Source organism: Bacillus sp. S2(2019), assembly GCF_005144805.1.
GTDB lineage: Bacteria > Bacillota > Bacilli > Bacillales > Bacillaceae > Bacillus > Bacillus altitudinis.
On record NZ_SWFL01000003.1, the window covers coordinates 204,284 to 227,178 of the forward strand.

20 protein-coding genes and 1 riboswitch are annotated in these 22,895 nt (G+C 42.6%); of the genes, 18 read left to right on the forward strand and 2 right to left on the reverse strand.

The window, feature by feature from the left end:
• Positions 1-96 precede the first annotated feature (96 nt).
• The 13 genes from polX (at position 97) to FBF75_RS11250 (ending at position 16,060) form a co-directional block, all read left to right on the forward strand.
• Positions 97-1,809: a DNA polymerase/3'-5' exonuclease PolX gene (polX, locus tag FBF75_RS11190; protein ID WP_035391182.1), complete on the forward strand. Its 1,713-nt coding sequence runs from the start codon at positions 97-99 to the stop codon at positions 1,807-1,809.
• Positions 1,810-1,830: 21 nt separating this feature from the next.
• On the forward strand, positions 1,831-4,188 hold the full coding sequence (locus FBF75_RS11195) for an endonuclease MutS2 (protein ID WP_024718639.1): 2,358 nt from the start codon (positions 1,831-1,833) through the stop codon (positions 4,186-4,188).
• A gap of 14 nt (positions 4,189-4,202) precedes the next feature.
• Positions 4,203-4,607 carry a DUF350 domain-containing protein gene (locus FBF75_RS11200; protein WP_007501637.1) on the forward strand — a complete coding sequence of 135 codons (405 nt, stop codon included), beginning with the start codon at positions 4,203-4,205 and terminating at the stop codon, positions 4,605-4,607.
• 162 nt (positions 4,608-4,769) lie between these two features.
• Complete coding sequence (locus FBF75_RS11205) at positions 4,770-5,225, forward strand: Imm63 family immunity protein (protein ID WP_136944751.1); 456 nt, start codon at positions 4,770-4,772, stop codon at positions 5,223-5,225.
• Between the two features lie 100 nt (positions 5,226-5,325).
• Positions 5,326-7,035: an AMP-binding protein gene (locus FBF75_RS11210; RefSeq protein WP_136944752.1), complete on the forward strand. Its 1,710-nt coding sequence runs from the start codon at positions 5,326-5,328 to the stop codon at positions 7,033-7,035.
• Positions 7,036-7,209: 174 nt separating this feature from the next.
• Positions 7,210-7,794, forward strand: coding sequence for a TetR/AcrR family transcriptional regulator (locus FBF75_RS11215; protein ID WP_017367816.1), 585 nt, complete (start codon positions 7,210-7,212; stop codon positions 7,792-7,794).
• 25 nt (positions 7,795-7,819) lie between these two features.
• Positions 7,820-8,599, forward strand: coding sequence for an enoyl-CoA hydratase (locus FBF75_RS11220; RefSeq protein WP_017358245.1), 780 nt, complete (start codon positions 7,820-7,822; stop codon positions 8,597-8,599).
• A 31-nt stretch (positions 8,600-8,630) separates the two neighbouring features.
• Positions 8,631-9,404, forward strand: coding sequence for an electron transfer flavoprotein subunit beta/FixA family protein (locus tag FBF75_RS11225; protein ID WP_035391188.1), 774 nt, complete (start codon positions 8,631-8,633; stop codon positions 9,402-9,404).
• A gap of 44 nt (positions 9,405-9,448) precedes the next feature.
• Positions 9,449-10,426 carry an electron transfer flavoprotein subunit alpha/FixB family protein gene (locus tag FBF75_RS11230; protein ID WP_007501631.1) on the forward strand — a complete coding sequence of 326 codons (978 nt, stop codon included), beginning with the start codon at positions 9,449-9,451 and terminating at the stop codon, positions 10,424-10,426.
• A gap of 75 nt (positions 10,427-10,501) precedes the next feature.
• Entirely contained in the window at positions 10,502-11,980 is a 1,479-nt protein-coding gene (locus tag FBF75_RS11235) for an alpha-N-arabinofuranosidase (RefSeq protein ID WP_035391190.1), read from the forward strand.
• Between the two features lie 246 nt (positions 11,981-12,226).
• Positions 12,227-12,541: a thioredoxin gene (gene trxA / locus FBF75_RS11240; RefSeq protein WP_007501629.1), complete on the forward strand. Its 315-nt coding sequence runs from the start codon at positions 12,227-12,229 to the stop codon at positions 12,539-12,541.
• Between the two features lie 140 nt (positions 12,542-12,681).
• Positions 12,682-14,454, forward strand: a complete 1,773-nt coding sequence (gene uvrC / locus FBF75_RS11245; RefSeq protein ID WP_007501627.1) for an excinuclease ABC subunit UvrC — start codon at positions 12,682-12,684, stop codon at positions 14,452-14,454.
• A 61-nt stretch (positions 14,455-14,515) separates the two neighbouring features.
• A riboswitch (Lysine riboswitch) is annotated at positions 14,516-14,693 on the forward strand.
• Positions 14,694-14,824: 131 nt separating this feature from the next.
• Positions 14,825-16,060: an aspartate kinase gene (locus FBF75_RS11250; protein WP_047945317.1), complete on the forward strand. Its 1,236-nt coding sequence runs from the start codon at positions 14,825-14,827 to the stop codon at positions 16,058-16,060.
• 168 nt (positions 16,061-16,228) lie between these two features.
• Here the strand turns inward: FBF75_RS11250 and FBF75_RS11255 are convergent, their stop codons facing one another.
• Positions 16,229-16,672, reverse strand: coding sequence for a YslB family protein (locus FBF75_RS11255; protein ID WP_008345974.1), 444 nt, complete (start codon positions 16,670-16,672; stop codon positions 16,229-16,231).
• Positions 16,673-16,955: 283 nt separating this feature from the next.
• On the opposite strand from FBF75_RS11255, the gene FBF75_RS11260 reads away from it, so the two are divergent.
• The 5 genes from FBF75_RS11260 (at position 16,956) to FBF75_RS11280 (ending at position 21,497) form a co-directional block, all read left to right on the forward strand.
• Positions 16,956-17,564, forward strand: a complete 609-nt coding sequence (locus FBF75_RS11260) for a succinate dehydrogenase cytochrome b558 subunit (protein WP_007501622.1) — start codon at positions 16,956-16,958, stop codon at positions 17,562-17,564.
• Between the two features lie 37 nt (positions 17,565-17,601).
• Positions 17,602-19,362 carry a succinate dehydrogenase flavoprotein subunit gene (gene sdhA / locus FBF75_RS11265; protein ID WP_008345971.1) on the forward strand — a complete coding sequence of 587 codons (1,761 nt, stop codon included), beginning with the start codon at positions 17,602-17,604 and terminating at the stop codon, positions 19,360-19,362.
• Position 19,363: 1 nt separating this feature from the next.
• On the forward strand, positions 19,364-20,128 hold the full coding sequence (sdhB, locus tag FBF75_RS11270; RefSeq protein ID WP_008345969.1) for a succinate dehydrogenase iron-sulfur subunit: 765 nt from the start codon (positions 19,364-19,366) through the stop codon (positions 20,126-20,128).
• A 122-nt stretch (positions 20,129-20,250) separates the two neighbouring features.
• Entirely contained in the window at positions 20,251-20,709 is a 459-nt protein-coding gene (locus FBF75_RS11275) for an acyl-CoA thioesterase (RefSeq protein ID WP_007501614.1), read from the forward strand.
• Positions 20,710-20,780: 71 nt separating this feature from the next.
• Positions 20,781-21,497, forward strand: coding sequence for a biotin--[acetyl-CoA-carboxylase] ligase (locus FBF75_RS11280; RefSeq protein WP_136944753.1), 717 nt, complete (start codon positions 20,781-20,783; stop codon positions 21,495-21,497).
• A gap of 141 nt (positions 21,498-21,638) precedes the next feature.
• On the opposite strand, the gene FBF75_RS11285 is transcribed toward FBF75_RS11280, so the two are convergent.
• On the reverse strand, positions 21,639-22,769 hold the full coding sequence (locus tag FBF75_RS11285) for a 2-methylaconitate cis-trans isomerase PrpF family protein (RefSeq protein ID WP_017358237.1): 1,131 nt from the start codon (positions 22,767-22,769) through the stop codon (positions 21,639-21,641).
• Positions 22,770-22,895 lie beyond the last annotated feature (126 nt).

A 22,895-nucleotide genomic window follows, 5' to 3' on the forward strand; every position in this document is an offset into this window, starting at 1 on the left:
AGAAGTTTTTTCTCATTCCATGACAGAAAGTTGTCGGATGAAGGGAAAGTTTGTATATTTATATAGGAAGATGCCAAAGCGGCTGGAGGATGAGAGATGAATAAAAAAGATATTATCAAACTTCTTGAAACAATTGCAGTTTATATGGAGCTAAAAGGAGATAATCCTTTTAAAATTTCTGCCTTTCGTAAAGCAGCTGCGGCACTGGAACAAGATGACCGCAGTCTTTCTCAAATAGATGACCTATTAGCATTACCCGGCATTGGAAAAGGAACCTTTGCTGTGATCACAGAGTATATCGAAAAAGGACAGTCTGAAACACTCGAACAATTAAAAAAAGAAGTGCCTGAAGGACTTGTCCCGCTCTTAAAATTGCAAGGACTCGGCGGGAAGAAGATTGCTAAGCTCTACCAAGAGCTTGGTGTTCACGATGCACAGTCGTTAAAAGAAGCATGTGAAGCGGAAAAAGTACAAACGCTTGCTGGGTTTGGCAAAAAAACAGAAGAAAAGATTCTTGCCGCTCTTGAGGAGGCGGGAAAGCAGCCAGAACGACTGCCAATTGGCTTTGCATTAGATGTGGCAGAACGAATTGATGATGCGCTGGAACAGATGGAGGGAATCATCCGTTTTTCAAGAGCGGGCAGTTTAAGACGTGCGCGTGAAACGGTTAAAGATTTAGATTACATCATTGCGACTGATAACCCTGAACAAGTGAGAGAACAACTTGTTGCTCTTGATGATGTCAAAGATGTCATTGCGAGCGGTGATACGAAGGTATCTGTCATGCTTGCACTTGATTTTGAAATCAGTGTAGATTTCCGGCTTGTGACAACAGACCAATTTGCAACAACGCTGCACCATTTCACTGGCTCAAAAGATCATAACATTCGTATGCGACAGCTTGCGAAGGAGCGCGGTGAGCGTATTAGTGAATATGGGGTTGAAACGATCGAAACTGGGGATGTGAAAACATTTGAAGACGAAAGCGCTTTTTATGCACATTTCCAACTTCCGCTCATTCCGCCAGAAATTCGTGAAACCGGAGCAGAGATTGATTCGTATAAAGAAAGTATGCAATTTGTAGAACGAAAAGATATCAAAGGCGATCTTCATATGCACTCGACATGGAGTGATGGCGCCTTTTCTATTCGCGAAATGGCAGAGGCATGTATCGCAAAAGGCTATGAATACATGGCGATCACAGACCACTCACAATATTTAAAAGTAGCAAACGGTTTAACAAAAGAACGTTTGCGTTTGCAAGCAAAAGAAATTGACAAGCTGAATCAAGAATTCGAACATTTTCACATTTTCAAAGGGGTCGAAATGGATATTCTGCCGGATGGATCGTTAGATTATGATGATGACTTTCTAGCAGACATGGATTTTGTCATTGCGTCTATTCATTCTAGCTTCTCTCAGCCGGAGGAAGTCATTATGGAGCGCCTAGAAAATGCCTTGAATAATCAGCATGTGGATTTAATTGCCCATCCAACTGGCCGTTTGATCGGTAGACGAGACGGCTATGCTTTAAATATTGATCAGCTCATAGAGCTTGCGAAAAAAACGGGCACTGCACTGGAACTCAACAGCAACCCGTCAAGACTGGATTTAAAAACAGAGCATTTAATGAAAGCAAACGAAGCGGGTGTGAACATCATGATCAACACAGATGCACACAACATCGCCATGCTCGATCATATGGACGTCGGTGTCACAGCTGCAAGAAAGGGCTGGACACCAAAAGCAAATGTCGTGAATACATTTTCACTCAATGAGATGAAAAAGTTTTTAACGCGTGACAGGTAGTCGTTAGGAGGCTGGACCATGCTGCAACAAAAAGTGTTAGCATCATTAGAATTTCATAAAGTAAAAGAAAAAGTCATGTCCTATACTGCTTCGACTTTAGGGAAAGAAAAAGCGCAGGACTTAATACCACTCACAGATATCGAGAGCATTCAGCATCTGCTAGAAGAGGTAGCAGAAGCGCAAGATGTGATTCGTTTAAAAGGATCTGCGCCATTTGGCGGGTTAACGGATATTAGACGAGGCGTCAAACGAGCAGAAATAGGCAGTATATTAAGCCCTTCTGAGCTGATGGAAATTGCGGCGCTGTTATATACCACAAAAAACATGAAGCACTTTCTCGCCTCTATGTATGAGGACGGAGTAGAGATACCCCGTCTTCATACATATGCAGAATCGCTGATTTTACTGCCAGACGTGAGAAAAGAAATCGAAAGCTGTATTGGTGACAATGGAGAAGTGCTTGATCACGCAACGCCAGCCCTCCGCACCATACGAACGCAGTTACGATCACTAGAATCAAAAGTGCGAGATAAATTAGAATCAATGATTCGTTCACAATCTGCCTCAAAAATGCTGTCAGACACCATTGTGACCATTCGTAATGATCGGTTTGTCATTCCCGTAAAACAAGAGTACCGCTCGAATTATGGAGGGATAGTTCATGATCAATCTTCTTCAGGCGCAACTCTTTTTATTGAGCCGCAGGTGGTCGTAGATTTAAATAACACCTTGCAGCAAACTCGCCTAAAAGAAAAGCAAGAGATTGAAAAGATTTTGCAAATGCTAACAGCGAGTGTGTCAGAGCACATTGATGAATTGCTTCATAATGTGAATGAACTTCAGACATTAGATTTTATTTTCGCCAAAGCCAAATATGCAAAAGCAGAAAAAGCCACAAAACCTACTGTGAATAACCAAGGGGAGATTTATTTAAAACGGGCAAGACATCCCCTATTGCCCCGAGATCAGGTTGTGGCAAATGATATTGAGCTGGGCAAAGATTTTTCTACGATCGTCATCACGGGTCCAAATACAGGCGGTAAGACCGTCACTTTAAAAACACTTGGACTTCTTACGCTGATGACGCAGGCAGGTCTTCATATTCCAGTCGAAGAAGGATCAGAAGTGGCTGTATTCGATCAAGTCTTTGCTGATATTGGAGACGAGCAGTCTATTGAACAGAGCTTGAGTACATTCTCATCTCATATGGTCAATATTGTGGATATCTTAAAGCATTTGACGTCTAATTCACTTGTGTTATTTGATGAATTAGGTGCGGGGACAGATCCTGCTGAAGGTGCAGCACTTGCGATGAGCATCTTAGATGAAGTTCATCAAACAAATGCGCGCGTCATCGCAACGACTCACTATCCTGAGCTGAAGGCATACGGATATAACCGAGAAGGCGTCACAAATGCGAGTGTAGAGTTTGATATTGAAACCTTATCTCCTACATATCGCTTGCTCATCGGGGTGCCGGGACGAAGTAATGCATTTGAAATTTCCAAGCGTCTAGGACTGCCTCATCATTTAATTGACCGTGCAAAAGCAGATATGCATGCGGAACATAATGAAGTCGATCAGATGATTGCTTCATTAGAAGACAGCAAAAAACAAGCAGAAGAAGAACTGCATGAGACGGAATTCTATAGAAAAGAAGCAGAGAAGCTCCATAAAGAATTGCAAAAACAAATCCTTGAATGGAATGAACAAAAGGACAAACTGCTGGAAGAAGCTGAACAAAAAGCGGCAGAAAAGATTGAACAAGCAACAAAAGAAGCAGAAGAGATTATTCAAGAGCTTCGGTCCATTAAAAGTGAGCATCGTTCGTTCAAAGAACATGAACTCATTGATGCGAGAAAGCGTCTTGAAGAAGCTGTCCCTGAGTTTGACCGTAAGAAAAAACCAGAGCCAGTGAAAAAAGCAGCAAGACAGCTAAAGCCAGGCGATGAAGTCAAAGTGCTGACGTTTGGCCAAAAAGGAACGCTCATCGAACAAACGGGTAACAAAGAATGGAGTGTCCAAATGGGCATTCTAAAAATGAAAGTAAAAGAAAAAGATATGGAATTTATCAAATCAGCACCGGAATTTAAACAAGAGAAAGCCATCACGGCGGTCAAAGGAAAAGACTATCATGTATCACTTGAGCTTGATTTAAGAGGAGAGCGTTATGAGAATGCCTTAAGCAGAGTCGAGAAATACTTAGATGATGCCGTCTTAGCTGGCTATCCGCGTGTGTCGATCATTCACGGTAAAGGCACTGGCGCCTTGAGAAAAGGGGTCCAGGAATTATTAAAACAGCACCGTAGTGTAAAAAATGCTCGTTTTGGAGAACAAGGCGAGGGAGGATCAGGCGTCACCATCGTCGAATTAAAGTAAAAAGGAGAAAACGCATGAAAGCCTTTTGGGAAAATGAACTTGTGGAAATTGCCGCCTATTACAGCGTGGCCGTCCTATGTCTTGTCTTATTTCTGACCATATTTGAACTCGTGACCTCCTATAAAAACTGGGAAGAGATTCAGCGGGGGAACTTAGCTGTTGCTATGGCAACCGGCGGGAAGATTTTTGGGATTGCCAATGTCTTTCAGCATTCCATCGCCCAGCACAACTCGCTTCTTCAAATGGTCGGATGGGGCGTATACGGCTTTGTGATGCTGCTCGTCAGCTATTTCATTTTTGAATTTTTAACACCACGATTTAAAGTAGACAAAGAGATTGAGAATGATAATAGAGCGGTCGGGTTTATTTCACTCATTATTTCTGTTGGGCTGTCTTATGTAGTAGCAGCCGGCATTTAAGGAGACGACATGGAAAAACTAGCCAAAGTATTAATTGTAGTTGCCTGCACTTTTGCGGTTATTGGTGCCGTTTACATGTTCCTGTAAAATGAAGAATACATTCTAGAAAGCTGTCAGGGAAAACCTTGACAGCTTTTCACTCATCAAAGGCGGCGAATCAGAATGAATCAAATCTTGCAAAAAGACGAACTCATAAAGCGCATTGACAGTTGTCTCAAAAAGACATCTCTTCCCCAAGACATATATGAACCGTATATTGCACGTCCTTTTCAAACGACTGGTTTTTTTGATGATTTGAGCCCCTATATTGAAATTGATCCAGCCGGCTATTTTCTTATTCAATATGAACGAGGGATTAAAGTGCTTCATAAAAGAACAAAAGAGGCGTATGAAGTCATTTATTGGATTTTAGAAGACACCATCTTTCTAACTGTGTATCTAGACATGATGAGACAATATCAAGTGGACAACATCCACACACATTTACCTAATGACCCTAGTATCCATAAACAGATCGTGGAGAGAGTCCATGAGTCATTTCGTGAGATCGGTGGATTATACGAAAAGTGGCATCATGAAGGGAAAAGAGCCTCTATAGAAACACCGGCGAAAAAATGAAGATGTGTCATGGAACGAGCTCGATTTGAAAAAAGCAAACAGCCATAAGGAAAAGTTTGCTATAATAAAATAGTACGAAAGTTCAGGAAGGAGGGTTTTTATGCAGTCAGATAAACGTTGGCTTCTGCATTACCCGAATCAAATTCCCCACGAACTCACCATCCCAAATGAAACGTTGCAATCTTACTTATTCAGCTCCGCAGAGGCAGCACCTGAGCATACAGCCATTCATTTTTTAGGAAAAAACATCACCTACCAGCAGTTACAAGAAGATGCACTGAAATTAGCCAGTCACTTGATTGACATCGGTGTCAAAAAAGGCGACAGAGTAGCGATTATGCTGCCAAACTGCCCGCAATCGGTGATTTCTTATTATGCGGTTTTAATAGCAGGCGGCATTGTCGTTCAAACCAATCCGCTTTATACGGAGAAAGAACTGGAATATCAAATGGAGGACAGCGGCTCTAAGGTGCTGATCACTCTCGATCTACTGTATCCAAAGGCCTATAAAATGAAAGCGCTGACAAGTATGGAGCATTTGATCATCACAAAACTACAAGATTACTTGCCATTTCCAAAAAACATATTGTTTCCGATTGTCCAGCGAAGGAAAAACAACATGGTCATCCAAGTGGAGAAGAGTGATTCCATTCATCATTTCTCACAGATCATGAAAGAGTCGTCAGGAGAACAGATTCCGCAAATATCCTTTCAACCGAAAGAGGATGTCGCAGTTTTGCAATATACAGGCGGAACGACCGGTTTACCAAAAGGGGTCATGCTCACACACGAAAATATAGTAGCCAATACAGAAATGTGTGCATCCTGGATGTATAAAACGAACCGTGGAAAAGAGCGGATTCTTGGAATCATTCCGTTCTTTCATGTATACGGCATGACGACCGTGCTAAACCTTGCAGTCAAAGAAGGTCATCAAATGATTCTTCTTCCGCGTTTTGATGCAGCGGATACCTTGAAGACCATTGAAAAACAGAAACCGACGCTGTTCCCAGGAGCACCAACGATGTATATTGCCCTGCTTCATCATCCGAATATTGAGAAGTATGACCTATCATCCATCACCGCATGCTTAAGCGGATCGGCCGCTCTTCCTGTTGAAGTCAAACAGAGTTTTGAAAAACTAACAGGAGGAAGGCTGGTGGAGGGGTATGGACTTTCTGAAACTTCTCCTGTCACTCATGCCAATTTCTTATGGGGAGCGAACAAAATAGGAAGTATCGGGTGCCCTTGGCCGAATACGGATGCCGGTATTTATTGTGAAGAAACGGGTGGACTCAAAGCGCCATATGAGCACGGAGAGATTATCGTCAAAGGTCCTCAAATCATGAAAGGGTACTGGAATCAGCCGGATGAGACAGCGGCAGTGTTAAGAGACGGCTGGTTTTTTACAGGAGACATTGGGTATATGGATGAGGATGGTTTTTTCTATATCGTAGACCGGAAAAAAGATGTCATCATAGCGAGTGGCTATAATATTTACCCAAGAGAGGTTGAAGAAGCCCTTTATGAGCATGAGCTTGTACAAGAAGTTGTTGTGGCGGGTATTCCAGATCCGTATAGAGGGGAAACAGTAAAAGCCTTTGTTGTCCCGAAGAAGGATGCCTATGTAACAGAGGATGAACTGGATCGTTTTGTTAGAACAAGAATTGCCTCATTTAAAGTGCCGCGTGTCTACGAATTTAAGGAATCACTGCCTAAAACGGCTGTAGGGAAAATCTTGCGCAGAGTGTTAATTGAAGAAGAAAAAAGAAAGCAATCATCTTCAACAGAAGAACCAGTCGATCGATGAGAGAATGAACCAGCATCATCCGGTCAAGCGGCCGGATGATTTGAATTGTACGTGTCTGCTCTGGTATGCTAAAGGTTGAAAAGAAAGAAGAACATCACTTGACAAATCACTCGTTTCTTTTTAACATAAAGTTATGAATGAATGCTCATTCAATTTAGAAAGGGACGAAGCACATTGAAGCAGAAAAGACCGAAGTACATGCAAATTATTGATGCAGCCGTTGTGGTGATTGCAGAGAACGGCTACCATCAATCACAAGTTTCAAAGATTGCCAAACAAGCAGGGGTAGCAGACGGAACCATTTATCTCTATTTCAAAAACAAAGAGGACATTTTGATCTCATTGTTCAAAGAAAAAATGGGACAATTCATCGAACGGATGGAAAACGATATTCAAAAGAAACCGTCTGCCAAAGAAAAGCTTCTTCTCCTCATTCGAGAACACTTTCGCCTGCTATCGCAAGACCATCATTTGGCCCTTGTGACACAGCTTGAACTCAGGCAGTCAAACCTTGAACTGCGCCAAAAAATCAATGAGGTGCTGAAAGGGTATTTAAATATGCTCGACTCCATTTTAACCGAAGGAAAGAAGACCGGAGAATTTAGACAAAATCTAGATGTCCGCTTAGCGAGACAAATGGTATTTGGGACGATTGATGAAACCGCTACAACATGGGTCATGAATGATCAAAAGTATGACCTGCCTGCACTCGCAGAAAGTGTACATGATCTTCTCTTAAACGGAATACATCAATCTTAAAGACAATTGAAAAAGGATGATTGACATGGAAAAAATACTTAGCTTACACCAAGACGAACAGACAGCACTCATCACGATTCAACACCCACCTGCAAATGCCTTATCCTCTCAGCTTCTCACTGAACTCAATGACATGTTTGATCAGCTTGAACAAAACAGTGAAGTGAGAGCTATTGTCATTCATGGAGAAGGTAGATTTTTCTCAGCAGGTGCTGATATTAAAGAATTTACGACCTTGCAGGAAGAGTCTGATTATGCCAGCCTTGCAGACAGAGGACAGCAAGTGTTTGAACGAATTGAACAATGTCCAAAACCGGTGATTGCTTCCATTCACGGGGCAGCATTAGGCGGCGGGCTTGAGCTGGCGATGTCGTGTGATATTCGAATCGCAACAAAAGATGCAAAGCTGGGACTGCCGGAATTAAATCTCGGTATTATCCCAGGATTCGGCGGAACGCAGCGCCTGCCTCGCTACGTTGGATCAGCTAAAGCACTTGAAATGATGGGAACAGCTGAGCCAATTACAGGAGAAGAAGCATTTGCCTGCGGACTTGTTTCAAAACTTGCGGAAACAGAGGAAGAAGCGCTGGAAACAGCCAAAACATTGGCAGCGAAATTTGCAGCGAAAAGCCCTAAAACGCTTGAGTATGTGCTTGAGTTATTGAATGCGACAAAAGTGTACTCATATGATGGCGGAATGAAGCTGGAAGCCAAAAAGTTTGCTGAGGTGTTCCAGTCGAATGATGCCAAAGAAGGCATCCAAGCTTTTATTGAAAAGCGTAAACCGAATTTTAAAGGGGAATAAGGGATTAGTACGACACAAGGGGGAGAAATGAATGAATATTTTTGTTTTAATGAAGCGTACGTTTGACACGGAAGAGAAAATCTCTATTCAGTCTGGTGCTATTCAAGAAGATGGGGCAGAGTTCATTATTAATCCTTATGATGAGTACGCAATTGAAGAAGCGATTCAGCTTCGGGATGAGCACGGGGGAGAAGTAACGGTCGTGACAGTTGGCAATGAAGATGCGGAGAAGCAGCTTAGAACAGCACTTGCAATGGGCTGCGATCAAGCCGTTTTATTAAATGTTGAAGATGATTTGGAGGAGTGGGATCAGTTTTCCGCTTCTACGATTCTATATCACTATTTCAAGGATAAAGAAGCTTCCTTGATCTTAGCAGGGAATGTAGCGATTGACGGCGGGTCTGGACAGGTGGCCCCGCGTCTTGCTGAATTACTCGGTTTTCCATATGTCACAACCATTACAAGTATTCAAATCGACGGCGGCTCAGCTTCAATTGAGCGAGATGCAGAGGGTGATGTGGAAGTGATTTCTGCCGAGCTCCCGCTAGTGGTCACCGCGCAGCAAGGTCTCAATGAGCCTCGTTATCCATCGTTACCAGGCATCATGAAGGCAAAGAAAAAGCCTTTAGAAGAACTGGAATTAGACGATCTAGATCTAGATGAAGACGATGTGCCATATAAAATAAAAACAATTGAACGTTTCTTACCGGAGAAAAAAGAGGGTGGCAAGGTGTTGAGCGGTGAGCTTCAGGATCAGGTCAAGGAACTGACAGACCTGCTAAGAAATGAAGCAAAAGTCATCTAAACATCCACTTTACGATATCACGAGAACAAGGGGGAGCTTATAGGATGAGTAAAAAAGTTGTTGTACTTGGAGAAAGTCGTGACGGTAAATTAAGAAATGTGACATTTGAAGCGATTGCTGCCGCTCACGAGGTGGCTGATGGCGGTGAAGTGATTGGCGTTTTAATAGGGGATCACGTCAAAGATCAAGCGGATGAACTGCTTTATTATGGAGCGGATCATGTGATGATCGTCGAGCACCCGCATCTTTCTTATTATACGTCTGATGGTTTTGCGCAGGCGCTTCAAGCAATATTAGATCAAGTCAATCCTGATGCAGTGCTCTTCGGTCATACATCGATCGGAAAAGACTTGTCACCCAAAATAGCTGCACGCCTGCAAACTGGCTTAATTTCAGATGCAATAGATGTAAGCGTTACCGGTGAACATCTTGTTTTCACTAGACCGATTTATTCAGGAAAAGCTTTTGAAAAAGTCATTTCAACAGATCGTCTGCTTTTGGCTACTATCCGTCCAAACAACGTGGCACCGCTGGAGCGTGATGCGTCACGCAGCGGAGAAGTGACGCCAGTTTCTGTCGATATTCAAAACCTAAGAACGATCGTGAAGGAAGTCATTAAAAAAACATCAGAAGGTGTAGATTTATCTGAAGCGAAGGTTATTGTCGCAGGAGGCAGGGGGGTCAAGAGCAAAGAAGGCTTTGAACCGCTGAAAGAACTTGCCCAAACGCTTGGCGCAGCAGTCGGTGCCTCGCGTGGTGCATGTGACGCTGACTACTGCGATTATGCCCTGCAAATTGGTCAAACCGGTAAAGTCGTCACACCTGACCTTTACATTGCCTGCGGGATTTCAGGGGCTATTCAGCATTTAGCCGGTATGTCCAACAGTAAAGTCATTGTTGCGATCAATAAAGACCCAGAAGCTGAAATCTTCAAAATTGCCGATTACGGAATTGTCGGTGACTTATTCGAAGTCGTTCCGCTTTTAAATGAAGAGTTAAAAAACATGAATATCCATTCTTAACGCTCATACACTCAGAATGCCTAGGTATTCTGGGTTTTTTTGTATGTTATCACGAAACAAAGGAGCGGTTTATAAGTGAATGGGACAGTAAAAGTCAATGAAGTGATTGGAACCATTTCTAAACACATCTATGGACACTTTCAAGAGCATTTAGGAAGAGGAATTTATGACGGCATTTGGGTAGGGGAAGATTCAGAGATTGATCATGTTGAAGGGATTCGTACCGATGTGCTAAAGGCACTTCAAGCCTTACATATCCCGGTGCTGAGGTGGCCGGGCGGCTGTTTTGCAGACGAGTATCATTGGGCAAACGGCGTCGGGGATCTGAGTGAACGAAAGCCGATGGTGAATACTCATTGGGGTGGCACCGTTGAATCAAATGCGTTTGGTACACATGAATTTATGAGACTGTGTGAATTACTTGAATGTGAGCCTTATATTTGTGGAAACGTTGGAAGCGGTTCTGTTCAAGAATTAGCAGAATGGATTGAATATATCACATTTCCTAAAGGGACACCTATGTCGGATTGGCGGATTCAAAATGGAAAACAAGAAACGTGGGAGCTGACGTATGTTGGTGTAGGTAATGAAAGCTGGGGATGCGGTGGAAATATGACACCAGAGTATTATGCAGACTTATATAAACGCTACCAAACGTATGTGAGAGAATTTGCTGGTCAGCGCATTTACAAAATCGCATGCGGTGCGAATTCAAATGATGTGAATTGGACAAAAGTATTAATGGAGCGTGCAGCGCCGTGGATGGATGGGCTCAGTTTGCATTACTATACGGTCCCAGGAACATGGGAGAAGAAAGGGTCAGCGACCGATTTTGATGAGGATGAGTGGTTTACAACGCTGAAGAAGGCGTCTGAAATGGAGCGGCTTGTTGTAGATCACGGAGAGATCATGGATCGTTATGACCCAGATAAGCGAATCGGGATGATTATTGATGAATGGGGGACATGGTATGATCCAGAACCGGGGACAAATCCAGGGTTTTTGTATCAGCAAAACACATTAAGAGATGCTCTAGTCTGTGCCTTGCATTTTCATATTTTTCATCGCCATTGCCAGCGGATTCATATGGCGAATATTGCCCAGACCGTCAATGTGCTGCAAGCGATGGTGTTAACGCAGGACGAAAAGATGCTCCTGACACCTACCTATCATGTATTTCACATGTTTCAAGTGCATCAAGAAGAAGAAGCGCTTGAAGTAGAATTGAATGCGCCTTCGTATGAACGCCGGGGTGAAAAAATCCCTCGAGTCAGTGTGTCAGCCTCGCGGTCATCTGACAAGATGCATATTAGTTTATGTCATGTGAATCCCCATGAAAAAGCAGACGTATCTCTTGCGATAGAGGGAATCGATGCAAAAACGAAAGTCACTGGCCGTGTGCTGACTGCTGATCGGATGAATGCACACAACACGTTCGATGATCCTCATTCCGTTCAGCCTGCAGACTTTCGGCAATTTGCTGTTAAGCACGGCGAGCTGACTATTGATCTGCCGCCTATGTCGGTTGTCATGTTGACCGTCGATCTGGCTTGATCGCATATTTCAATGTTTGATGAGAAGAATGTTGGGGCATCATACATTGTAAATGAAGCGGAAAGGGAGTCATGTCATATGCTTAGAACCATTCTGATGATCATTGGTGCGATTGTTGTTATTGGTGCGATTATACGGTTTGTTTTTTAATTCATTTCATAAAAAATGATTCGTAAGCATTTCATTCGCAAGTCACATTGGTAGATGCTATACTAAAAAGCATAATTTACATTGGAGGAATGAATAATGGCAATCGTAAAAGCTACTGACGCAACATTTTCACAAGAAACTGCAGAAGGTGTTGTTCTTGCAGACTTTTGGGCACCTTGGTGCGGACCTTGTAAAATGATTGCTCCAGTTCTTGAAGAACTTGATCAAGAAATGGGCGATAAAATGAAAATTGTAAAAATTGATGTGGATGATAACCAAGAAACTGCTGGTAAATACGGCGTTATGAGTATCCCAACACTTCTTGTTTTAAAAGACGGTGAAGTCGTCGAAACGTCTGTTGGTTTCAAACCAAAAGAAGCACTAGCTGAGCTTGTAAACAAACATCTATAAACCGATCTATGCCCGCGTGGCATGATCTCAAAAAGCGGTTCTCGTATAGTCGAGAGCCGCTTTTCTTTCATCGTGGTATAAAACAAATGTTCGTGATACACTAGAAGGAGTGAAAGCGGAAAACAAGGACGGATGAAAATATGAACAAATTGATCAAAGAAAAGCTGTCAGTCTTACCTGATCAACCAGGCTGTTACTTAATGAAAGATAGACAAAATACGATCATTTATGTGGGAAAGGCAAAGGTATTAAAAAATAGGGTCCGCTCTTATTTTACAGGATCTCATGATGCCAAAACGCAGCGGCTTGTCAGTGAAATTGAAGACTTTGAATACATTGTCACCTCTTCAAATATTGAGGCACTTATTTTAGAGCTGAATTTAATCAAAAAATATGACCCGAAATACAATGTCATGCTCAAGGATGACAAAACGTACCCTTTTATTAAAATTACGAATGAACGTCACCCTAAGCTGATTGTCACCCGCAATGTGAAAAAGGATAAAGGGAAATACTTCGGTCCATATCCGAACGTACAAGCAGCAAGAGAAACGAAAAAGCTGCTCGACCGTTTATATCCACTTAGAAAATGTGCGACACTCCCTGACCGAGTCTGTCTTTATTATCATCTTGGGCAATGTCTTGCTCCGTGTGTGTATGACATTTCTGAAGAAACGAATAAGCAGCTCGTTGATGAAATCACAAGATTTCTAAACGGAGGACATCAGCAAATCAAGAAAGAATTAACAGAGAAGATGCAAGAAGCGGCCGAACAATTAGAATTTGAGCGGGCAAAAGAACTGAGAGATCAAATCGCTTATATCGACTCAACGATGGAAAAGCAAAAGATGACGATGAGTGACTTATCCGATCGTGATGTATTTGCCTATGCTTATGATAAGGGCTGGATGTGTGTCCAAGTCTTCTTCATCAGACAGGGGAAATTAATCGAACGTGATGTCAGCCTATTTCCGATGTATCAAGACCCTGAGGAGGAATTTCTCACGTTTATGGGGCAGTTTTATGAAAAGAACAACCACTTTTTGCCGAAGGAAATTTTGGTGCCAGACAGCGTCGATCAAGAGATGATTGAGCAATTGCTTGAAACGAATGTTCATCAGCCGAAAAAAGGAAAGAAGAAGGATTTGCTTTTACTTGCCCACCAAAATGCCAAAATTGCTCTCAAAGAAAAGTTCTCGCTCATAGAGCGCGATGAAGAACGGACAATTGGTGCAGTGAAGCAGCTTGGTGATGCACTTAATATTTATATGCCATACCGGATTGAGGCATTTGATAACTCCAATATCCAAGGAGCAGACCCCGTATCCGCTATGGTTGTCTTCCAAGACGGGAAGCCGTATAAAAAGGAATACCGAAAATACAAAATTAAAACCGTTGAGGGGCCCGATGATTATGCTTCCATGCGTGAAGTCATTAGAAGGCGGTATACCCGGGTGTTAAAGGATGAACTGCCGCTTCCTGACTTGATTTTAATCGACGGAGGAAAAGGACAAATCAACGCAGCCATAGATGTGCTCGAAAATGAATTAAATCTGTCTGTTCCTGTGGCAGGTCTAGTGAAAGATGAAAAACACAGGACATCGAATCTGATGATGGGTGATACGCTTGAAATTGTTGCGCTCGAACGAAATAGTCAGGCCTTTTATTTATTGCAGCGTATTCAAGATGAAGTGCACCGATTTGCGATTAGTTTTCACCGGCAGCTGCGCGGGAAGAATGCATTCCAGTCTATTCTAGACGATGTCCCAGGTATCGGGGAAAAGCGCAAAAAGCAGTTACTTAAACATTTTGGCTCTGTGAAAAAGATGAAAGAAGCCTCTATCCAGGATTTTCAGGACGCTGGTATTCCGAAACAAACGGCTGAACTTTTAATGGAGGCATTAAAAAAATAGATTGTACTTTTTCCAAAAGTCTGTTAAGATGTGACTAATTTAATAAATGAACGTGTTGTTTGTTGAAGATAGAGGTGCGAACTTCAAGAGTAAGCCTTCAGAGATCGAGGGGATCTAGGAAGAGGGCTGAAAGGGGAGCGTCGCCGAAGTGAATAAAATCCACTCATTTTATTCGCTGGCTGTACATTGAAGAAATGTAGGGCTGTCAAGAATGTATTTCTTGGAGGGCTATCTCATTGTTTGCATCGTTTGATGATGATTTTAAAGCAATGGGAGATTTGTTCTCTCATTGCTTTTTTATTTGCAGTGCAGAGAGCAGTCTCCGCAGCCTCTTCTCTCACACGTGATCTTTTGAAAAAGGGTGGTAGACATGGGACTAATTGTACAAAAATTTGGTGGAACATCTGTTGGATCGACAGAAAAAATTCGCAATGTCGCAGAGAGAGTCATCGCTGAACGCGAGGCAGGAAATGATGTGGTCGTGGTTGTGTCTGCGATGGGCAAATCAACGGATGTTCTAGTAGACCTAGCGAAAGAACTCACAGATGATCCAAGCAAAAGAGAAATGGATATGCTACTGACAACTGGTGAGCAGGTGACCATTTCATTATTAGCGATGGCACTGCAAGCAAAAGGTTATGATGCCATTTCCTTTACAGGCTGGCAAGCTGGGATGAAAACAGAGAAGGTGCACGGAAATGCAAGAATCGTGGACATCGATGAAGCAAGAATCCAAGAAGAACTGAGTGCGGGAAAAGTCGTCGTTGTAGCAGGTTTCCAAGGAATTGCGGATGATCTACATATTACAACACTTGGACGTGGTGGATCAGATACGACAGCAGTGGCACTAGCTGCGGCACTCAAAGCGGACAAATGTGATATTTATACGGACGTACCAGGTGTGTTTACAACAGATCCTCGTTATGTGCCGTCTGCGCGAAAACTTGCAGGAATTTCATACGATGAAATGCTTGAGTTAGCCAATTTAGGAGCAGGTGTGCTGCATCCGAGAGCGGTCGAATTTGCGAAAAATTATCAAATCCCACTAGAAGTCCGTTCTAGTATCGAAAATGAATCGGGTACGTTAATTGAGGAGGAATCATCTATGGAACAAAATTTAGTTGTAAGAGGCATTGCATTTGAAGATCAGATGACACGCGTGACGGTATGCGGCCTTTCAAGCGGTTTAACAACGCTATCGACGATTTTTACGACACTTGCAAAGCAAAATATCAATGTCGATATCATCATTCAGTCTGTCACAAGCACCAATCAGACCTCCATCTCTTTCTCTGTGAAAACGGATGATTTGTCTAAAACAGTTGAAGTATTAGAAGAATACAAAGGTGCGCTTGGTTATGAGCAGATTGAGACAGAAAGCAAATTAGCCAAAGTATCTATCGTTGGCTCTGGTATGGTCTCAAACCCAGGCGTTGCGGCTGAAATGTTCGCTGTGTTAGCTCAAAAAGACATTCAAGTGAAAATGGTCAGTACGTCTGAGATCAAAGTCTCAACAGTCGTTGATCGTGAAGATATGGTGAAAGCTGTAGAAGCCCTTCATGATGCGTTTGAATTATCAAAGGTGAGCGCCGCTGCTCATTCATAAATCTTCAAAAGAGGTGTATTCCGTAAAAAGATACACCTCTTTTTTATATTGGAAATCATCAGCATATGAAGAAAGAAAAACATGCGTAAACCGGTACGCCAACTGTGCTATGATAGAAGGGTATATAAAAAAGGCGTGACACGAAGTCGTCGCCTTTCATAAACAGTGTTAGCTAGGGTCTCTTAAATCCCATTTAACGGTTAAAATGACTTTATCAGCACGCTTTTTTACTTGTTCATAGGATTCAGCCACGTGCTCATTGAGAAGCTGAATCTGTTCAGCGATAAAACCTGCTTCCATTTGAAAGCATGGCTCCTTTTGATAGCTGAGTCGATTCGATACAAGTGGACCTTCGAGCTCAAACTCAATTTCCTGTTTTTTAGAATGGACCATCGTGAGAGTTCCCCATCCGGCATCATGGAAAAATTCGGGGATCTTTTCCCATGACTCTTGAGGAAATTTACGAGCAAGCAGTTTACCCGCAAAATACATCATAGATGAATGATCCTGACCAAGAATGTCAGGCAGCAGAACTTCGCGTATCAGCTCGTAGGCAAATCCATTGACTTCAATTTCTTTTAGCTGTTCTAAGTTAGATTCGAATTTATTCATTGTATGGCTCCCCTCTTTCAACAATTTATTATAGCTTATGTGGGCATATGATGACAGAGTTTTCCCTGAAGTCTAAGAAATTCTTATTGTAGTAAAACGAATTTTGATTTAAAACTTTTAAATTTCGGAAAATTTTAATTTATGTACGCGGTTTCTTGACGCTTTTTTGACATAGGAGTAAAATGAAATTGTCAATAAATTTGAATAAAGTGCTTACAATTGAAAGAAGCGGGGGTAAGACAATTTTCAAGCAATTGCACTTTTTTTACTAGGGGGTAAAGTAATGTCGGGGAACAAAGAATTTTTTTATCGGAGATTGCATTCTTTGCTTGGCGTCATTCCGGTCGGTCTATTTTTAGTACAGCACTTAGTGATTAACCACTTTGCGACGAATGGACCAGAGGCGTTTAACAAAGCTGCACACTTTATGGAACAGCTTCCATTCAGATATGCACTTGAGCTGTTCGTGATTTTCTTACCACTGATCTATCATGCTGTTTATGGGGTGTACATAGCCTTTACGGCACAAAACAACACGTCTCGCTTCAGTTACTTAAGAAACTGGTTGTTCAGACTGCAACGGATTACAGGTATCATCACATTGATTTTTGTCACTTGGCACGTATGGGAAACACGCATTCAAGCGCAGCTTGGAGCTGAAGTAAACTATGACATGATGGCGAATATTTTAAGCTCTCCATTTATGCTAGGTTTCTATATTGTCGGCGTTTTATCTACTATTTTCCACTTTGCTAATGGCTTGTGGTCATTTGCTGTCAGCTGGGGAATTACAGTTTCACCACGCTCACAAAGAATCTCCACATATGTGACATTAGGTATATTTATAGCGCTTTCATATGTAGGGCTAAGAGCAATTTTCGCTTTTGTTTAAGAGGAAATAGATTAGTAGAAGAGGGAGAGGGGCTACAATGAGTAATTCTAGCATCATCGTTGTCGGAGGCGGCTTAGCTGGTCTCATGGCAACTATCAAAGCAGCAGAAGCGGGAACAGCTGTTAAACTATTTTCAATCGTACCTGTAAAACGTTCGCATTCTGTTTGTGCACAGGGCGGAATTAACGGAGCGGTCAATACAAAAGGTGAAGGAGATTCACCTTATGAGCATTTTGATGACACGGTATATGGCGGAGACTTTTTAGCTAACCAGCCGCCAGTAAAGGCAATGTGTGAAGCAGCGCCGTCCATTATCCACTTACTTGATCGTATGGGTGTAATGTTTAACAGAACACCAGAAGGATTACTGGACTTCCGCCGTTTCGGGGGAACACAGCACCACCGTACAGCATTTGCTGGTGCGACAACAGGTCAGCAGTTATTATACGCACTAGATGAGCAGGTTCGCCGCTATGAAGTAGCGGGGCTTGTGACGAAATATGAAGGCTGGGAATTCCTTGGCGCTGTCTTAGATGACGAAGAAGTATGCCGAGGCATTGTCGCACAGAACTTGACGACAATGGAAATCGAATCCTTCCGTTCAGATGCTGTCATCATGGCAACAGGTGGCCCTGGTATCGTATTCGGTAAATCAACGAACTCCATGATTAATACCGGATCAGCTGCATCGATCGTTTATCAGCAAGGTGCTCATTATGCTAATGGAGAATTCATTCAAATTCACCCAACAGCGATCCCAGGAGATGACAAGCTGCGTCTCATGAGTGAATCAGCTCGTGGTGAAGGTGGACGTGTTTGGACATATAAAGACGGAAAACCTTGGTACTTCCTTGAAGAAAAGTATCCAGCATACGGGAACCTTGTACCGCGTGACATTGCAACGCGTGAAATTTTCGACGTATGTGTGGAGCAAAAGCTTGGCATCAACGGAGAGAACATGGTGTACCTAGATCTTTCTCACAAAGATCCAAAAGAGCTTGATATTAAGCTTGGTGGAATCATTGAAATCTATGAAAAATTCATGGGTGATGACCCGCGTAAGCTTCCGATGAAAATTTTCCCGGCTGTTCATTATTCAATGGGCGGATTATGGGTTGATTATGATCAAATGACGAATATCAAAGGCTTGTTTGCTGCAGGAGAATGTGATTACTCTATGCACGGCGGAAACAGACTTGGTGCAAACTCATTGCTTTCTGCGATTTACGGCGGAATGGTTGCTGGACCAAATGCTGTGAAATACATTAGCGGTCTTGAAAAGTCTGCAGAAGATTTATCATCTGCAACATTCGACAGTGCCGTGAAGAAAGAGCAGGAGAAATGGGACAACATCCTTAGCATGGATGGCACAGAAAATGCATATGTGCTTCATAAAGAGCTTGGAGAATGGATGACGGACAACGTGACAGTGGTTCGTTACAACGAGAAGCTCTTAAAAACAGATCAGAAGATTGAAGAACTGATGGAGCGCTATAAGCATATTAACATCAACGATACAGCTTCATGGAGCAACCAAGGCGCTGCCTTCACGCGTCAGCTTGACAACATGCTTCAGCTGGCACGCGTCATTACGATTGGGGCTTACAACCGGAATGAAAGCCGAGGCGCACACTATAAACCGGAATTCCCAGAAAGAAACGATGAAGAATTCCTAAAAACAACGATGGCTACGTTCAAAGGGAAGAACCAAAAACCTGCATTCCACTATGAGGACGTCGATGTATCGTTAATTGCACCTCGTAAACGAGATTACTCGAAGAAAAAGGTGGAGAAATAAGATGAGTGAAAAAAACACGATTCAATTTATTATCACACGTCAAGATACAGCAGATGGCAAGCCTTATGATGAGGAATTCGAAATCCCTTACCGTCCGAATATGAACGTCATTTCTGCACTCATGGAAATCAGACGTAATCCGGTCAATAAAAAAGGTGAAAAAACAACGGCGATCAACTGGGACATGAACTGTCTTGAAGAAGTATGCGGCGCTTGTTCCATGGTCATTAATGGAACGCCTCGCCAATCATGTACTGCACTGATTGACAAGTTAGAGCAGCCGATCCGTCTTCAGCCGATGAAAACGTTCCCGGTTGTGAGAGACTTGCAGGTTGATCGAAGCCGTATGTTCAATTCATTGAAAAAAGTCAAAGCATGGGTGCCGATCGATGGCACATATGATCTTGGACCTGGACCAAGAATGCCTGAGAAAAAGCGTCAATGGGCGTATGAGCTTTCAAAGTGTATGACATGTGGTGTCTGCCTTGAAGCTTGTCCAAACGTGAATGATAAGTCTTCCTTTATGGGCCCTGCACCGCTTTCACAAGTTCGTCTATTTAACGCACATCCGACAGGTGCAATGAATAAGTCTGACCGTTTAGAAGAAATTATGGGTGATGGCGGTCTTGCAAACTGCGGGAACTCTCAAAACTGTGTGCAGGCTTGTCCGAAAGGAATCCCGCTCACAACATCAATTGCAGCACTTAACCGAGATACAACTTTACAAGCTTTCCGTAACTTCTTCGGAAGCGATCATGCAGAATAACATCACATTCAGTCCTCCTTGCCAATCATGATGAGTGTTTACAAGAGGCTGGATGCAAAACATAACAAACGCCTCTTCCAATACGGGAGAGGCATTTTGTTTGCGAATAAGGAGTGGATCAAATGAGGCTGCCGTCATATATTGAAGAGCCGTTTGAAGAGTGGAGGGCATCGTTTCGTTTTTATGTGGAAACAACCGTCCGTTTTTCAGAAACGGATATGTTTGGTCACATGAACAATGTCACCCCGTTTGTGTATTTTGAAGAGGCACGGATTGCCTTCTTTCAAAAAACGGGAATTGTAGATAAACGAATGAAGCGAGCGAGAGAGACGATTACGGTCGTGGCAAACCTTCAATGTGATTACATCAAGCAAGTGGAAATCGGTGAGAGGCTGCGTGTGTATGTAAAGCCAGAAAAGGTTGGATCAAGCTCTCTCATCCTTCATTATTTAGGAGAAAATGAACAGCAAGAACCGTGTTTTACAGGCTCAGTCACGATGGTGCAAATAAGTAAAGACACCGGTGCCCCTGTACCGTTTACAGAAGAGGAAAAAGAGACTTTTCAGGCACAGCGACATTAAAGAATCACGGTCACATGTTTCATTTTGTTATAATAAAAGAATCATATTGAAGAAGAAACAAAGGAGAGCACATGAAGATCTTTCAATACGACACCATTGATAGTACAAATAATGAAGCGAAAAGGCTCATTCAGCAAGGAGAAGCCCCTTCATTTGCCGTATATGCCCGGCAGCAGACAGCAGGGAGAGGAAGGCTTGGCAGACCGTGGGAAACGCCTACAGGGAATGTGGCTGTCACGATGACAGTAAAACCGCCAGTAGATATCTCCACCCAATCAACGATTGCCCCGCTGACGGCACTCGCCATTTATGATGTACTCAAACCACTCATGAGAGCAGAGGATCAACTGGCAATCAAATGGCCAAATGATCTATTGATTAATGAAGCGAAAGTATCTGGCACATTAATTGAAGCAGACCGCAGCGCCATTTACATCGGTGTGGGCATCAATGTAGAGACAAAGCCGGAGCACGTTCCGTATAAAACCGTTTGTCTATCAGAACTCACTGAGGTGAAAGCGGACCAGCTAGTGAAAGATCTGGTAGCGGCCTTTGAAAAATACCATGCACGCTGGCAAATGGAAGGATTTGAAGCCCTCACTGCCCTTTATAACAAACGATTATATCGGCTGAATCAACCGCTTCGTATTTCATTAGATCGTGAAAAGCAAACATGGCAGGAAGGAATTTGCTGTGGTGTGAACCGTTATGGTCATATTCAGTTAAAAGATGATCAAGGACATATAAAAGCCCATTCAGCAGGAGATATTGATGCACCGCCCAAGTAGACAATTTCTCGTTCGATGAGTGTGTATAAAACCGTTGCATTCGGTGTTAAAACGGATTTGCTTTAAGATCTTCACACTGAAAAAAGACAAAGAGCTAAAATCAGTTCATTTTAGCTCTTTGTCGACAAGATGACGTCTCATTTATGCTTCTCTTTTTATTTGAGGTTGAACCATATAGTCTTTTTTTGTAAAGACCACTCCATCTAGGATTTCTCTTGCGGTTCGAATGACTTTCACTCTGCTTTGTGAGATATCAATTTCAGTTTGCATAATACCAGCAGGATGACCAATACGGAGGGAATCATCTTTTCCTTGAAACAGCTGAGCTGGAAGCGTTTGATCCATGAAACAGCTGGCTGACACACAGACAGATCCGGTAATGGCAAGTGCTTGGTGCGGTCTTTGCATCGATAGCATCCGAACGATGATGTCCATATCTGCTGCTCTTCTCAATATTCCATTTGTATCTACATAATCAGCAGGCTCGCTGATGATCGCAAGCTTTGGAACAGCTGGAGACTGTAATGTGGCTAGTTCTTTTGGTGCAAAATGGCACATTTCAGCAGCGATGGAACGAATCTCTTCTAAATCATCCAGCAATTCGTCTGTAAACTCCTCAGGCAATTCAGTTCCTTTTAATTGAATATCTTTGGCACGGACAAAGGCGATTGGATTTGCAATGTCAACGATTGAGATCGGAATCTCTCCAAACTTTGTCTGGATCGTATCCATTTTGTTTCCAGTCGGAAAGGTTTTACCTGTGACAGCGCCTTCAGGTTTCTCAAAGGATAAATAAATGGGAGAACCTGTTCCTTTCACTCCTGGAATTTCTGCCTGTCCTTCAAATTTTACTTCTCCGTTCTCGACTTCTACCTCTGCCACAATGATTTTATTCGTGTTGGTATTCAGAATACGTACTGTTGTGACAGGCTCAACTGCTTGGACAAGTCCTTTAATGATGGCATACGGTCCAACTGCTGATGAGATATTCCCACAGTTTCCTTTAAAGTCGACAAATCTTTCATTGATGCTGACTTGTGCAAACGTATAGTTCACATCCACATCTGGACGAGTGGCTTTATCGATAATGGCCACCTTACTTGTTAAAGAATTACCGCCCCCGATTCCATCAACTTGCAGCCGGTCAGGGCTACCCATAATGTCTAATAGAAATGCTTCGAGCTCATCGTGTTCGTAAGGTGCATCATTGGCTTGAATGAAGACCCCTTTGCTTGTACCGCCTCGCATGATTGTGATTGGAACTTTTCTCATTGCTCTCACCCTCAATTGTTTAGTTACTATTTATCTAATCAAAATGGTAAAGTATAATAAGAAATAAGTTAAATACATTATTTTAAGATAAACTGATAAAATATTTTTATAATAAGGTCAAAAGGA

Excerpts from the sequence above, each read along its gene's own strand:
- FBF75_RS11205 (WP_136944751.1), top strand. The coding sequence starts at position 4,770 with ATGAATCAAATCTTGCAAAAAGACGAACTCATAAAGCGCATTGACAGT.
- FBF75_RS11230 (WP_007501631.1), top strand. The coding sequence starts at position 9,449 with ATGAGTAAAAAAGTTGTTGTACTTGGAGAAAGTCGTGACGGTAAATTA.
- FBF75_RS11250 (WP_047945317.1), top strand. The coding sequence starts at position 14,825 with ATGGGACTAATTGTACAAAAATTTGGTGGAACATCTGTTGGATCGACA.
- FBF75_RS11255 (WP_008345974.1), bottom strand. The coding sequence starts at position 16,672 with ATGAATAAATTCGAATCTAACTTAGAACAGCTAAAAGAAATTGAAGTC.
- trxA (WP_007501629.1), top strand. The coding sequence starts at position 12,227 with ATGGCAATCGTAAAAGCTACTGACGCAACATTTTCACAAGAAACTGCA.
- FBF75_RS11200 (WP_007501637.1), top strand. The coding sequence starts at position 4,203 with ATGAAAGCCTTTTGGGAAAATGAACTTGTGGAAATTGCCGCCTATTAC.
- polX (WP_035391182.1), top strand. The coding sequence starts at position 97 with ATGAATAAAAAAGATATTATCAAACTTCTTGAAACAATTGCAGTTTAT.
- FBF75_RS11260 (WP_007501622.1), top strand. The coding sequence starts at position 16,956 with ATGTCGGGGAACAAAGAATTTTTTTATCGGAGATTGCATTCTTTGCTT.
- sdhA (WP_008345971.1), top strand. The coding sequence starts at position 17,602 with ATGAGTAATTCTAGCATCATCGTTGTCGGAGGCGGCTTAGCTGGTCTC.
- FBF75_RS11220 (WP_017358245.1), top strand. The coding sequence starts at position 7,820 with ATGGAAAAAATACTTAGCTTACACCAAGACGAACAGACAGCACTCATC.
- FBF75_RS11275 (WP_007501614.1), top strand. The coding sequence starts at position 20,251 with ATGAGGCTGCCGTCATATATTGAAGAGCCGTTTGAAGAGTGGAGGGCA.
- FBF75_RS11285 (WP_017358237.1), bottom strand. The coding sequence starts at position 22,769 with ATGAGAAAAGTTCCAATCACAATCATGCGAGGCGGTACAAGCAAAGGG.
- FBF75_RS11225 (WP_035391188.1), top strand. The coding sequence starts at position 8,631 with ATGAATATTTTTGTTTTAATGAAGCGTACGTTTGACACGGAAGAGAAA.
- FBF75_RS11210 (WP_136944752.1), top strand. The coding sequence starts at position 5,326 with ATGCAGTCAGATAAACGTTGGCTTCTGCATTACCCGAATCAAATTCCC.
- sdhB (WP_008345969.1), top strand. The coding sequence starts at position 19,364 with ATGAGTGAAAAAAACACGATTCAATTTATTATCACACGTCAAGATACA.
- uvrC (WP_007501627.1), top strand. The coding sequence starts at position 12,682 with ATGAACAAATTGATCAAAGAAAAGCTGTCAGTCTTACCTGATCAACCA.
- FBF75_RS11280 (WP_136944753.1), top strand. The coding sequence starts at position 20,781 with ATGAAGATCTTTCAATACGACACCATTGATAGTACAAATAATGAAGCG.